The 12953-nt window shown below is 51.4% G+C and carries 17 protein-coding genes; 1 reads left to right on the top strand and 16 read right to left on the bottom strand.

Translation table 11 applies throughout. The features are described 5' to 3' along the window. Positions 1-52: 52 nt before the first annotated feature. From L1N82_RS03095 to L1N82_RS03060, 8 genes are all read right to left on the bottom strand, one after another. Positions 53-1015: a biotin--[acetyl-CoA-carboxylase] ligase gene (locus tag L1N82_RS03095; RefSeq protein ID WP_235285860.1), complete on the bottom strand. Its 963-nt coding sequence runs from the start codon at positions 1013-1015 to the stop codon at positions 53-55. Next, positions 1012-2301, bottom strand: a complete 1290-nt coding sequence (locus L1N82_RS03090) for a CCA tRNA nucleotidyltransferase (protein ID WP_235285859.1) — start codon at positions 2299-2301, stop codon at positions 1012-1014. The genes L1N82_RS03095 and L1N82_RS03090 overlap by 4 nt, the downstream gene beginning before the upstream one ends. 33 nt (positions 2302-2334) lie before the next feature. Further along, positions 2335-3498, bottom strand: coding sequence for an N-acetyl-alpha-D-glucosaminyl L-malate synthase BshA (gene bshA, locus L1N82_RS03085; protein WP_235285858.1), 1164 nt, complete (start codon positions 3496-3498; stop codon positions 2335-2337). 82 nt (positions 3499-3580) lie between these two features. Then, positions 3581-4276, bottom strand: a complete 696-nt coding sequence (bshB1, locus tag L1N82_RS03080; protein ID WP_235285857.1) for a bacillithiol biosynthesis deacetylase BshB1 — start codon at positions 4274-4276, stop codon at positions 3581-3583. Then, positions 4273-4695 (bottom strand): methylglyoxal synthase, encoded by a 423-nt coding sequence (locus L1N82_RS03075; RefSeq protein WP_235286149.1) that lies wholly within the window; start codon positions 4693-4695, stop codon positions 4273-4275. The genes bshB1 and L1N82_RS03075 overlap by 4 nt, the downstream gene beginning before the upstream one ends. 48 nt (positions 4696-4743) lie before the next feature. Next, the gene (dapB, locus tag L1N82_RS03070; protein ID WP_235285856.1) at positions 4744-5547 is read right to left on the bottom strand and encodes a 4-hydroxy-tetrahydrodipicolinate reductase; all 804 of its coding nucleotides are present in this window, start codon (positions 5545-5547) and stop codon (positions 4744-4746) included. Positions 5548-5606: 59 nt separating this feature from the next. Continuing rightward, positions 5607-6140, bottom strand: coding sequence for a tetratricopeptide repeat protein (locus tag L1N82_RS03065; protein WP_235285855.1), 534 nt, complete (start codon positions 6138-6140; stop codon positions 5607-5609). A gap of 52 nt (positions 6141-6192) precedes the next feature. After that, positions 6193-6528 carry a nucleotide pyrophosphohydrolase gene (locus tag L1N82_RS03060; protein WP_235285854.1) on the bottom strand — a complete coding sequence of 112 codons (336 nt, stop codon included), beginning with the start codon at positions 6526-6528 and terminating at the stop codon, positions 6193-6195. Positions 6529-6719: 191 nt separating this feature from the next. Here L1N82_RS03060 and L1N82_RS03055 point away from each other — a divergent pair, with 191 nt between their 5' ends. Next, positions 6720-7589, top strand: coding sequence for a YitT family protein (locus L1N82_RS03055; protein ID WP_235285853.1), 870 nt, complete (start codon positions 6720-6722; stop codon positions 7587-7589). An 8-nt stretch (positions 7590-7597) separates the two neighbouring features. Here the strand turns inward: L1N82_RS03055 and L1N82_RS03050 are convergent, their stop codons facing one another. From L1N82_RS03050 to L1N82_RS03015, 8 genes are all read right to left on the bottom strand, one after another. After that, complete coding sequence (locus L1N82_RS03050; protein ID WP_235285852.1) at positions 7598-8434, bottom strand: sporulation protein YpjB; 837 nt, start codon at positions 8432-8434, stop codon at positions 7598-7600. Positions 8435-8477: 43 nt separating this feature from the next. Then, complete coding sequence (locus L1N82_RS03045; RefSeq protein ID WP_235285851.1) at positions 8478-9119, bottom strand: DUF1405 domain-containing protein; 642 nt, start codon at positions 9117-9119, stop codon at positions 8478-8480. A gap of 122 nt (positions 9120-9241) precedes the next feature. Further along, a complete protein-coding gene (locus L1N82_RS03040) occupies positions 9242-10126 on the bottom strand; it encodes a menaquinol-cytochrome c reductase cytochrome b/c subunit (RefSeq protein ID WP_235285850.1) in 885 nt (294 codons plus the stop codon). A gap of 19 nt (positions 10127-10145) precedes the next feature. Beyond that, on the bottom strand, positions 10146-10817 hold the full coding sequence (qcrB, locus tag L1N82_RS03035; RefSeq protein ID WP_111149222.1) for a menaquinol-cytochrome c reductase cytochrome b subunit: 672 nt from the start codon (positions 10815-10817) through the stop codon (positions 10146-10148). Positions 10818-10833: 16 nt separating this feature from the next. After that, positions 10834-11367, bottom strand: coding sequence for a ubiquinol-cytochrome c reductase iron-sulfur subunit (locus L1N82_RS03030; protein WP_235285849.1), 534 nt, complete (start codon positions 11365-11367; stop codon positions 10834-10836). A 238-nt stretch (positions 11368-11605) separates the two neighbouring features. Further along, positions 11606-12028 carry a DUF2487 family protein gene (locus L1N82_RS03025; RefSeq protein ID WP_235285848.1) on the bottom strand — a complete coding sequence of 141 codons (423 nt, stop codon included), beginning with the start codon at positions 12026-12028 and terminating at the stop codon, positions 11606-11608. Between the two features lie 174 nt (positions 12029-12202). Further along, a complete protein-coding gene (locus L1N82_RS03020; RefSeq protein ID WP_235285847.1) occupies positions 12203-12385 on the bottom strand; it encodes an IDEAL domain-containing protein in 183 nt (60 codons plus the stop codon). Between the two features lie 23 nt (positions 12386-12408). After that, on the bottom strand, positions 12409-12915 hold the full coding sequence (locus tag L1N82_RS03015) for a gamma carbonic anhydrase family protein (protein WP_235285846.1): 507 nt from the start codon (positions 12913-12915) through the stop codon (positions 12409-12411). Positions 12916-12953: the final 38 nt, after the last annotated feature.

Raw genomic sequence — 12953 nt, 5'->3', positions numbered from 1 at the left:
CGTCTATTCAGTTGCCCAGCTACTTCCTGCACATGCAGGGTTAAGACGGGAATCAACCCATTTCAGCCGAAAAGACCGGTACAGTTGCACCGTCCTGAAGCATAAGCAGCAAGGCTCCCGAATCCGCCAATCCGACCGGCACGCCTTCCATTATCCCTTGTGGAGTCGTAAGCTTACACGGCTTATGTAGGGATACCGATAGGGCTTCCCATAATGAACGAATCGGGGCAAAGCCTTCCTGTTCGTAGAGCGCATAAACTGCTTCATATTCGGCAAGAAACCCGGCAATAATCTCGGAGCGGTCAAAAGATCTGCCGGCAGCCATTTTTAATGAGATCACCCGGTCCAGCATGTCTTCGGTATAATGCTGCTTGTCCAGATTTACACTGATGCCAACACCGACAATAACATGCTTGAGCCTTTCCTCCTCTGCACTCGACTCCAGCAGGATGCCGCTAATCTTGCGGCCGTCAATAAGCAGGTCATTCGGCCATTTAATTCCGATCTCGAGCCCGGTTAACCGCCTTAGCGCCCGGCACAGCGCCACCGCAGTCAGCAGCGTAAGCTGCGGTGTATAGGGAAGCGGAATCGTAGGACGAAGAATCATACTCATCCATACTCCCCTGCCTTTAGGAGACAGCCACGTCCGCCCCAATCTGCCACGTCCGCTCAGCTGCCGCTCGGCCAGCACAATTGTGCCCTCGGGTGCCCCCTCCTCTGCCAGCTTATGCGCGATATTCTGAGTGGAGTCCACCTCGTCATACAGCTTTACCGATTTGCCAAGCCTCTCTGTCGTAAGCCGCGGCAGCAGACTTGTCAGCGTGATTTGGTCCGGGCTGTCGACAAGCCGGTATCCCAGCTTGCGGGAAGCCTCGATCTTATAACCCTCTTCCTCAAGCTTCTGGATATGCTTCCACACAGCTGTCCGGCTGACATTCAACAGCCGGCTAAGCTGCTCTCCTGATACATATTCGCCTTGTCTCTCTTTAAGTAATGCTGTGAGCTGCTCTCTCATGTTTGCTCCTTCTCAATCCGTATTGCCGCTTCCGACAAAAGCGCCTCCTTGGTGTTCGGAATCTGGCCATGTGCACAGGCCCGCACCAGCTCTCCCAGCAGTCGTCTAATCCAAGGTCCCGCAGGCTTGTCAGTTACAGCCTTTACATCATCGCCGCCGATCGCGAGATCAGCCGGTGAGAGAACGGATAATTCTTCGGCCGTCCTCCTAAGCTCACTGAGTTTCTCAGTGGTCATGGCAGGCAGCAGACCTTCTCCTGTTTCAATTTTAAGTTCAATCCAGTCCATGGCCGTTTGCCTGCCAAAACGTAATAGGAGATCAATCCATCCATCAAGATAAACAGCCCCGGTTTGACTTGCAGCCGATCTATCAATAAGTTCAACAGCCGCAGCATTCATATGTACCAAAGCGGCAATACGCTCAACCCGCTGCTTGCCAAAGTTAAAATGAAGCAGCCACTTCCTCAGCTCTTCATGATCCGCCATAAGGCTGATCCAGATATAAGCCCACCGAAGATCAAGCGCTGCCGGCCACGTTCCAGCAGGCTGGTTACCGAACGGCTCAGCTGCACAGATGCTCCGGTTAAGAGGGGGCACCTGCTTGAAGTGCCTCCATAGACCGCTGCGGCCAAGAAGGGTAAGACCTGCAGCCGGAAGGGTTCCGCTCAGCATCTTGTCCAGCTCGCTCCCCACACGCTCCATAGCGATAAAGGACAGCAGATTACGGTGTCTGAGCATCGCCTTCCAGGTTGAATAACTGATGCTGTAGCCGAACATAGAAGCAAAACGGATGCCCCGCAGCATCCGCAGTGCATCCTCCTGCAATCTTGCATCGGGATCTCCGACACAGCGAAGTATCCTTCGCTCCATGTCAGCTACCCCTCCAAACGGGTCCTTGATTTCACCGTTAACGTCCATAGCCATGGCGTTGATCGTAAAGTCACGGCGCAGCAAATCCCCCTCAAGATTCTGTATAAACCGGACAGCCTGTGGTCTGCGATGCTGCTCATATTCCGACTCCTCGCGGAATGTCGTAATCTCATAAGCCTTGCCTTCTTCCAGGACGGTAACGGTTCCATGCCGCAGACCTGTGGGCACGCAGCGAGGGAATAGCTCCATCACCGAATCCGGCTGTGCTGACGTCGCAATATCCACATCAGACAGACGGCGCCCCATTAAGAGATCTCGGACACATCCGCCAACAAAGTAGGCTTCATAACCAGCCTCGTTCAACCGTCTCAAAATGGGGACCGCTTCGGCCATCCGTTTATCCAGTTCCATCTTCATCAGCAACCTGCCCCTTAGTGGTTAGATACATACTTATTCGCAGACGGGTAGGGTAACCTCGGTATCAATCCCCAATACACGGTAATAAATCCGTTCATACTCCGCTGTTATCCGGTCATTGCAAAATTCGCTTCTCGCCCTGCTAAGGCATGCTTTGCGGAATTTCGCATAACGTTCCGGATCCTGAAGCAGACTGACCGCATAATCAGCCATACGCTCCGTATCGCCGATCGGTGCCAGATATCCCGTTTCACCGTGAGCAACCAGTTCAGGAATACCGCCCGCCACCGAGCCAATGGTCGGCACCCCGCAGGCCATAGCCTCTAGAGCGACAAGGCCGAAGCTTTCCTTTTCCGATGGCAGCAGCATTACATCCGCGATAGATATAACCTGCGCCACATCATCCTGCTTGCCGAGAAAATGAACCTTATCCTGCAGTCCCATAGATTGGATCTTCCATTGGATGCGGGATAAATCTGGTCCTTCTCCGACGAGAAGAAGCTTTGCCGGAAGCCGTTCGCTCACCTTTGCAAATATATCAACGACATCGCCTACACGCTTAACAGGGCGGAAGTTGGAAATATGCATGAGAATCTTCTCTTCTCCATCAACAAACTCGCTGCGCAGCGAGCGGCACTCACGGGGGTAATAAACCCTCTTATCCACAAAATTATAAGTCAAATCAATAGGATCCGAAATGTCAAGAAGCTCACGTGTTTCCCGGATCAGATCCTGAGAAACCGCAGTTACCGCATCACTCTGATGAATGGCCAGCCGGATCAGATCCTTCAGCGACTCATCCTGGGCCAGCACCGTAATGTCCGTGCCATGCAGTGTCGTGACCGTCTTAAGCCCGCTCTGTTCGGCCATCTGCTTGGCAAGGTAAGCACAGATTGCATGCGGTACCGCATAATGCACATGCAGCAGATCCAGCTTCTGCATCTTGGCGACCTGTGCCATTTTACTGGCAAGAGATAAATCATAAGGCGGATAGCGGAACACATAATAGTCACTGATTTCTACTTCATGATAATAAATATTCCTCTGGAACTTACCCAGCCTAAAGGGGATGCTGTGTGTAATAAAATGAATTTCGTGGCCCTTCTCAGCCAGCAGCTTTCCGAGCTCTGTAGCGACTACTCCAGATCCGCCCAGCGTCGGATAACAGGTAATGCCAATCTTCAGCGGTCTTGCCATTACCGCACCCCCAATGCTTCGTTATCGTATATTTTATGAGACAGCGGAACGATTTAAGCTATGTATTACTTAAAAGAAGTAATTACAGGTATTCAACCACCAGCGGCTGTTTCACGGCAAAGCCTTCTGCGTAAGCCAGCTGTCGCTGACTGCCAACCAGCTGATCTCTGGCTGTAACCCGTTCAATGTATCTCTGATTCAGCGGAGTCGCCACTTTATCCTCCCCTTCACGGGCAGGTTCAAACTGGGAACGATAGCACTGCAGCGCCTGTATCTTCGTCTCGTAGAAGCCACTGATATCAATGGTCATCCTGACGTCCTTCATGTCGTTGATATAATAGAAGAACAGCTGTTCAACCTGCACCGGCGGCAGCTCAGGCATATAGCGCCTCAGCTTGCTGTTGAATACCGCCTCCTCAATAATACGACTGCAGCTGTTGTGGTCAGGATGCCTGTCTTCCCAGTAAGGTGCAAATACCAGCCGGGGACGGTGGAGTCTGATTTCCTTCACTACGGCAGCTATTTGCTCCGCCGAGCCGGTGAGCCCGCGGTCCGGCAGGGCGAGACAGGAGCGCATCGATAAACCCAGCACCTTCGATGCCTCATCCGCCTCCTGCCTTCTCTGCTCGACCGTCCCGTTGGACGACATCTCTGCCCTTGTCAGATCACATATGCCCACCTTCATTCCTGCTTGAACATGCTTGGCAATCGTGCCGCCCATTCCAATTTCGACATCGTCGGGATGAGCACCGAAGGCGAGTATGTCAAGACTGCTCATGACTGCCATTCCCCCGGCTTGTACTTGTGAACAAGCTCACGCCAGCCGAATTCGCCTCTTGCAAGTGCATTCGTCAGCAGCTCAGCAGTTGCTATATTTGTAGCCACAGGTATGCCTTGAACATCACATAATCTCAGCAAAGCGGTAATGTCCGGTTCATGCGGCTGTGCCATAAGCGGATCACGGAGGAAGATGATGAGATCCATCTCGTCTTTGGCAACCATTGCGCCGATCTGCTGATCACCGCCGAGCGGTCCGGACATGAAACGTTGGACCTGCAAATCCGTTTGTTCCATAATTCGTGTGCCGGTCGTGCCCGTGGAATACAGAGTATGATCCTTGAACACCTGCTCGTAAGCAATTACGAAGTTTACCATTTCATCTTTTTTGCGGTCATGCGCAATAAAAGCAATATTCATCTGTTGACTCATATCAAAACTCTCCCTCCGGCCTCTGCCGCTCAACTGTTAATCCATTAGATGTTCAAAACCGTAAACAAGCCCAGTGTAATTCATGACCTTATTGACAGCCACATTCACACCCGGCATGTAGCCTGCCCGATCATAGGAGTCATGCCGAATCTTTAGCGATTGACCGAAAGCGCCAAATATGACTTCCTGCTGTGCAAATACACCCGGCAGACGAACGCTGTGAATGCGGAAGCCGTCATAATAGCCGCCTCTTGCACCTTCAATGGTTTCTTCTTCATTGGGATTGCCCTGTTTTAATTCACGTCTGGCCTCGGAAATCAGCTCCGCTGTCTTAATGGAAGTACCGGACGGTGCATCCAGCTTCTGGTCTCCGTGATATTCAATAATTTCTAGATGCGGAAAATACTTAGCCGCCTCTGCCGCGAATTTCATCATCAGTATCGCGCCAATGGAAAAGTTCGGTGCAATCAGGCCGCCAATCCCACGGCCCTTGCACAGCTCGTCCAGCTCCTTGATCTGTTCCGGCGTAAACCCTGTTGTACCTACAACCGGACGCACGCCATGCGTTATGGCTGCCAGTGTATTGCTGTAAGCGAAGGCCGGTATCGTAAAATCAACCAGCACATCTGCACCCGAATCCCGGAGCGCTTCTTCCAAATCCCTGGTAATAGACACACCGCAGGCGGAAAGGCCGACCAACAGGCCGGCATCAATCAGCTCCGCCGAACGGTCCACAGCTGCCGCAAGGACGAGATTGTCGTCCTGCAGCACCATTTTTACCACTTCACGGCCCATGCGTCCGCCCGCTCCTGCCACTGCTACTTTAATTGGTTCGCTCATCGTGCATCTCCTTGTTCATTCGTATCCGCACAGAAATAACTGCAGCCCGGATACGGTGCTTATTGTCCTTTCTGTTTACGCCGCTCCCGGGCCTGACGCCGTCTCCGGTTGTAATCGGCGAACAGCCGCCGTGCACCCGCATGCTGAGGATTAAGCTTGAGCGCTTCCTTTGCGCACAGTGCTGCTTCATCATACATACGCAGTGTGCCGTAGGCCGCCGCCAGCATCAGGTAACCTTCATCAAGCAGCGGATCAAGCTCAATCGCCTCACGCAGCCTGGCTATCGCGATCCCGTAATCGGGCAGGTCAGCCGACAGTATTGCGGCTGACTCTTTAAGCAACATCTGCGCCCGGACTGTATTCAAATGAAAACGCCATTCGTCATTATGCGGTTCAAGCCGAACGGCTTCCTCCGCATAATGCAGCGCTTTATCCAGCTTGCCGTTGCGCAGGCATGTAATAGAGCATTTATGATGGTATGCAGGATTGAAAGGCTGTGAGGCGACGGCCTGCTCGAACCAATGCTCGGCAAGCTCATAGTCGCCATGAAGGATACTTTCGTAAGCCTTCTTCACGCATTGTCCCCCGTCCATTCGCCCAGCCTCCTTGTACACAGCTTTATTACAGCATATGTACAAACGGCGTTTACTGTTCGGTTTCTTTACGGGTCCAGCGGTCAGCATCACGTGTATTGAACTTGTTCATTACCTTATCATGAGCTTCTGTCAAGCTGATTCCGAGAGAATTTGCGAAGCAGGATAATATAAATAGAATATCGCCTAATTCCATCTCAATGGAGTTATCAGCCTCATCCGGCTTCTTCGGCTTGGGACCGAACTGGTGGTTGACCTCCCGTGCAAGCTCACCCACTTCCTCGCTTAAACGGGCCATTAGCGCCAGAGGACTGAAATAACCTTCTTTAAACTGACCTATGTATTGATCGACTTCCTTCTGAATAGAAGCCAGTGATTTATTAGACAAGTCCTGTTCCCTCCAGCAAGCAGTATTCTCTTATTATGTTATCGCAAAGAACAGCTGAAAACAATGCCTGCGCAAAGAGCCTGGCATGCCTCCCGATAAACAAATATCACATACCGGATCAGCATGTGATAATGTATATTGTATAATGGAAGAATAAATCAGTCACTGCTGCTATCAATGGAGGTAACATTATGCTTACGTTTCTGCGGGGAATCAAGCTCCGCCTGCTCGTTGCGGTTTCGGCCGGAACAGCCATCTATGCATTCGGGCTGCATTATTTTGTACTGCCTAACCAGTTCATGGAAGGCGGCGTCACAGGCATCAGCATTCTGCTGAATTATGTGTTCGGACTGCCCCTGTTCGTTTCAACACTGCTATTGAACATCCCCCTCTTCATCATCGGCTGGCGGAAGCTCGGAGGAAGCCAGATGTTCATGACGATCTATGGCACCTTGTCTCTGACCTTCTTCCTGTGGCTAATCGAGCTGCTTATGCACCAGGGAATTATTGACCCTTTCCGAACAGACCGCGACCTCCTGCTCGCCGGACTATACGCCGGTGTGACGCTTGGCGCGGGCCTTGGACTCGTATTCCGCTTCGGCGCCACAACAGGTGGAGCCGATATTTTGGCCCGCATCGCTTCAAGAGGCCGGGGTTGGAGCATGGGACAGGTCATTCTTGCCATGGACGCGGTTATAATCGGACTCTCCCTTATCTTCATTCCGAAGGAGAGAGTGCTTTATACACTCGTTGTGGTGTTCATTGCTGCCAAGGTCATCGATTTCATCCAAGAAGGAGCATACGCCGCCAAATCCTTCTCTATCATAACTGCACAGGGCCACGAAATGGCCGCAGTCATTACCAAGCAGCTTGACCGTGGTGTTACCATTGTTCCCGCCATCGGCGCCTTCTCCGGACAAGACAAGCAGATGGTGTACTGTGTCGTGGGAAGACAGGAGATTAGACGGCTTAAGCTAATCGCTCAATCGATTGATCCGAAGGCTTTCATCGTGGTCGGCGAAGTACATGATGTTATCGGCGAAGGCTTCAAAGAATCATAAGACTGGATTTAGCCTCGTCTGGCCGGTGTTATTCCATCCCGGTCGAACCGGTATTTCTGGAGTCCGGTATAGAACAAGGCAGCAAGTATGATCAGGCTGATCGTAAACATCCACTGCCATGCCGGACTGCCAGCCACGGGCACATCAACAGCCTGTTCCCCGGGCTCGAACAGCTGATCAATGGCGTCTGTTAGCATAAGGAGCGACTGGTCCACCCAGCTCTGCTTCACATCGCCGTCTTCAGCCGTCCGGATCAGCTTAGCGGTATAGCTGATTCGATCCTTGAGCAGGTTAACCGGCTCTGCACCGCGTGCCACATAAGCCGCTGTCTCAAGCCGTTCAGTGTGCTGCTTAAGCTGGGACAATGCGGCTTGAGCAGCTTGTGCTCCATCTCTCCCGCCCCGCTTCCACGCCTGCTTAAGCCTCCCCAAATCATCGCGAAGCAGCTGTTCGTACTGCATCCATAATGACTGATGCTCCTTGGCCAGGGCATCAACAGCAAGACGCAGCTGTGTCGCCTCTTCCCTCCACCTGTAGGCCGTACGGCCATCCTTTACGGAAGATTCCGCTTTTATCACGCGCTCGTCAACCGCGTGCCAGCCTTCCCTGTTTCCGATTTGCCGCAGTTCAGCATCTGCCGTCAAGCGCTTCAGACGTGTCAAATAGCTGTATGCCAGCTGGCGGTTGCTATCCATCGATGCCTGATAGAAGCCATCCGCCAAAACGGCAAGCTGCTCAAGCTTGCTTCCTCCCTCCGGCGGAACAGCCTCTTCACCAGAGGCCTGCGCATAGCCGGAGCATATCAAGAGAGCCGCTAACAGCAGCATTAACTTGTGAAATTTCAATGGACATCCCCTCCCCTACCATCCTATGGGGAAGTCGTCCTTTTTATGCCTTTCTGCCCCGTTGTACCAGCGACAATGCCAGCAGACTGACTAAGAAGCTTATTAAGGACAGCAGAACAGTAAGGTTCCTTACAGCCGTCACATGTGGTTCAAGCACACCGGGAAGCCATGGATAGACGTCAAATGTGTAATCGACTGTATCATTAAGCAGCAGCCAGCCCAGTATGACGCAGGCTGCAGCACGGCCAAAGATCATAAACCGGATATACAGCAGACCTTCAACAGCCATGCTGGCATGTGAGACAATAAGCATCCAGTTCTGCCAGTCTAGCGGACTTCCTTGCGCCTGCTGCGCAAAGTTGATGCCTACCGCCCAGACACCGTATTTAATAAGCGTGAGTACAGCAAAGGCTTCTACGAATGCCCGGAGCAGGTTCAACAAACGGTTATCCCTGCCCGGAGGATAGAGCAGGAACAGCAGCGACAATGTAAAAAAAAGACTCGCCGTCGGACTGTCCGGCACGAAAACCAGCCTCCATAGAGGATGGTTCGCGGCCGTCTCCGCCAGCTGGTCCCCGTACCACATATAGCCGTAGACCGTTCCTGCCGCATTTACCGCAAAGAGCAGCCATAAAAAGCTGCGGTTAAGCAGGAGCGCTCGGCTCCATAACCAGGAGATTGACAAGCTAACACCTCTTTCTGTTCAGTAAATAATGCTTATGTATATCCTTAACCTTGTCCTAATTCCCTTATTGTGACATAAAAAACCTGACCGTTACAAGTAACGGTCAGGCTTCGTTAATAGTATTATTCGGCTGCCGCCTTCTGCTTCGCTAGCCAGGTAGCTACCTGGTCGATCTCTTCAGCGGACAGCTCAACATTACCGCCTTTTCCTTCGCCAAACGCCGGCATACCGCCACGGCCGTTCGTCACGATCTCAGCGATCTCCTCTTTCGAGTACTTGTCGCCTACCCCACGAAGCGGAGGTATATTTCCTCTGCCTTCGTACTCGGTGCCGTGACAGGACAGACACTGCGCCTGGATAATGCTTGTTGCCGGATCACCGGCATCAACAACCGCAGGCAGCTCAGGCTGCTTCGTGTAGTTCGGACGCTCCTTGCCAGCCATAGCCGCTTCACGAGCCTTCTCCTCACGCTCGATGTGCTCAGGAATCGTGTTCGTCTTCTCAAGCTCATGCGTGTAGTGATCCCAGGATACCTTGGTCAGATATACGCATGCGATGAGCGAGAGAATCATCAGTGAAGATGCAATTGGACGACGGTAGAAACGGCGTTCCTTGCCTGTGTCCAGGAATGGTGCAAGCAGCAGCGCACCGAACGCAATTCCCGGAATCCCGATCGTACCGAGGACTACATAGTTCTCGGAGAGATATGGATATTTCAGCAGCTGATAAATGAACAGAAAGTACCAGTCCGGCATCGGTATGAAGGCACCGTTCGTCGGGTCAGCCGGATAACCGAGCGGAGCCGGATGAGCCATGGTAAGTACGAGGAAGCCGACTAATACAACACAGCCGACCATCCATTCTTTCAGCAGGAAGTTCGGAATGAATGCTTCCGATTTACCTGGATAAGACGTGTAATCTGCTGGCACGTTAGGCATATTCCCTTTGCGAACCCGGGAGTCGCCCACATATACCACGCGTTCCTTGGCTTTGTAGCTTTCGGACATGGTGCAGCTCTCCCTTCTATTATAGTGGTCCGGAAATACCTTGTCTGCGGATCATGAGGAAGTGAGCCCCCAGCATGGCCAGCAGCGCGCCCGGCAGGAAAAATACGTGAATCGCAAAGAATCGGGTCAGCGTCTGAGCGCCGACGACTTCACCGCCCTGGAGCAGTTCTTGAATATACGGTCCCAGGTAAGGGACGGATTCGGCAATCTGAATGCCTACCTTAGTGGCGTAATAAGCTTTGTTATCCCACGGAAGCAGATAACCGGTGAATCCAAGTCCTAACATAATGAAGAAGATAAGCATCCCTACTACCCAGTTCATTTCACGAGGCGCCTTATAGGAGCCGGTGAAGAATACCCGAAGTGTATGTAGGAACATCATGACAATAACAAGACTGGCACCCCAGTGGTGCATGCCGCGTACGATACCGCCGAAGGCGACCTTATGCTGCAGATAGTCAACGCTCGCGTAAGCGTTAATAATATCCGGCACGTAATACATGGTCAGGAACATACCTGACAGAATTTGAATGACTGTAATAAAAAACGTCAGCCCGCCGAAGCAATATACGAATGCGGAGAAATGGTGCGCCGGGTTAACGTGCTCCGGTACTTCATGATCCGCAACGTCCCTCCACATCGGCGTGATATCCAGACGTTCGTCAATCCAGTTGTATACCGTCTTAAACATCTGTTGTTACGCCTCCTTATTCCACACGTGTATTGCCTTTGACAGGTCCCAGGTACACAAAACCGTCTCTAACTTCCACTTCATACTCATCCAGCGGATTTGGCGCGACAGCAAGATTCTTGCCGTCTTTCGTATAGCGCGCTTCATGGCATGGACAGAAGTACTGGTTATTGTTCTGCGTGTTCCAGCTAATCGTACAGCCCAAATGCTTACAGACAGGTGACAGGGCGAATATCTCCCCTGATTCATCCTTCGAAATCCACGCTGAAAGCTGCGGGTCACTCTCATACCAGCCATCTACCTGATGAATTTGAAATTTAAATTCCTGAGGCTCGGTTGTAATCTTGCTCTCCTCAACAACCTTCACATACGTTCCTTCACTTTTCTTCGTCAGAATCGGATCCACCGCAAAACGAATCATCGGCAATACCGCGCCGCCCGCCATAAATGCGGTTGCACCACCAAGCGTATATGACAAAAATTGACGCCGGGACATTTCTTTGCGTTTCACGGTGTTATGTGTTTGTTCACGTTGTTCGTGTTTGCTCATCTACTGTTCTACCCCCTTTGCCAATCGTATATCTGGTCTTGTCCGGACGACAAAAACCATGACGAACCAAGACATAACTTATAATAGCCTAGGCGGTTTGGAGCGTCAAGAATCCGTCACATAATTTGAAACTTTCCACATTTACAATCGTAAATTTGTTGCGATTTTGTCACATTTGAGCTTCCATTACCTAATTTTCCCCATAGCTAGTTATGAATATGCACAGACAAGCATACACTCAGCCTTCGGCCTGTTTTCTCCACAGCTGCTGTATGGCATTCGTGACGACTGTACCATGAGGAAGTTCACCTTCTGGTGTAGGGGAAATCACATAATCAACATCCGGCACATCAGCGGCCAGCTCAGGCAGGCTTACGACAATCACATGCTTGAACCCGTTCTTCTTCATCTTCCCTGCCGCGAAGGCAACCGCTTCCTCCAGCCTGCTGCCTTCTCCCGTATAGTGCAAGGCCGGATAAGTAACTGTTCTTCCTTTGTAAGGAACTTCAACCAGATCCAGCAGATCACGTAGCTGCTCCAGCTTTTCTGTCGCTTCGGCTGGCGATTCAGCTCCTGTCATTCCGGTAACAGGCAGCACGCATGTGTCAAAGTATAACTGCAGCTCCGCCCATCGCGTATGGTCAAATTCACTGAATTTCATTCTGTCCCCTGCCTCCATATCAATCTACATGCAGCGTCTCCCATGTTACCACAACACCAGAATCCTGCAAACGGTAAAAAGAGCATGGCACCAATAATTACGCCAACAAAAAAAGCCCGTGCGGCTGTCCTCTACAGCTGACACGGGCCTTTGCCGGGCAAGGTTCAATGGCCGTTAGTTACATAATGCCTTTAATTCTTCTGTAAGCTTCTGAAAGCCAACCTCGTCCCCATCCGCTAGCGCTCTATCAATTTCGTCATAGATCCGTTTCCTACGGAAATCAAGAACAGCTTCATCCAGCACCATTTCCGCAGCCAATCCAAGCATTGCTTCATACGTGACTTTCATTTTATCCATAGGATCCACCCCCATACCGGTGTTTATCCCGTCCTGTATTCCTTTCCTTTCGCCACGTAGCTTTCCATCGTCCTTTTCATCCGCTGAAGATCGTGCTCGTTCAATTCTCTGACGACTCTGGCAGGCGAACCCAAGGAAAGCGTATAAGGAGGAATTTTTTTATTTTCGGTTACGATTGAACCCGCTCCTATTAAAGCATATTCACCGATGTCTGCCCCGTTTAGTACGATGGCCCCCATACCGATTAATGTGCCCTTACCTAAGCGGCAGCCATGAATTACGGCCGCATGACCAACCGACACTTCATCCTCCAGAATGAGCGGCTGATCAGTATTCACATGACCGATCACGCCATCCTGAATGTTGCACCGTTTCCCGATTTCAATTGGAGCCATGTCGCCCCTTAATACTGCATTGAACCATATCGAGCTCTCAGACCCGATCATGACTTCGCCAATTAACTTGGCCCCTTCAGCCACATACACCTGATCAGCTATAGTTGGTACAACTCCCCTGTATGGAATGATCACGATGGACTATCCCCTCTCCATATATTGGGGAGATTCTA

It is taken from the genome of Paenibacillus tarimensis, assembly GCF_021532315.1.
Classification (GTDB): Bacteria; Bacillota; Bacilli; order Paenibacillales; family Paenibacillaceae; genus Paenibacillus_I; species Paenibacillus_I tarimensis.
Note: the sequence above shows the minus strand (reverse complement) of the source record. Positions and strands in the feature narration are given on the sequence as shown.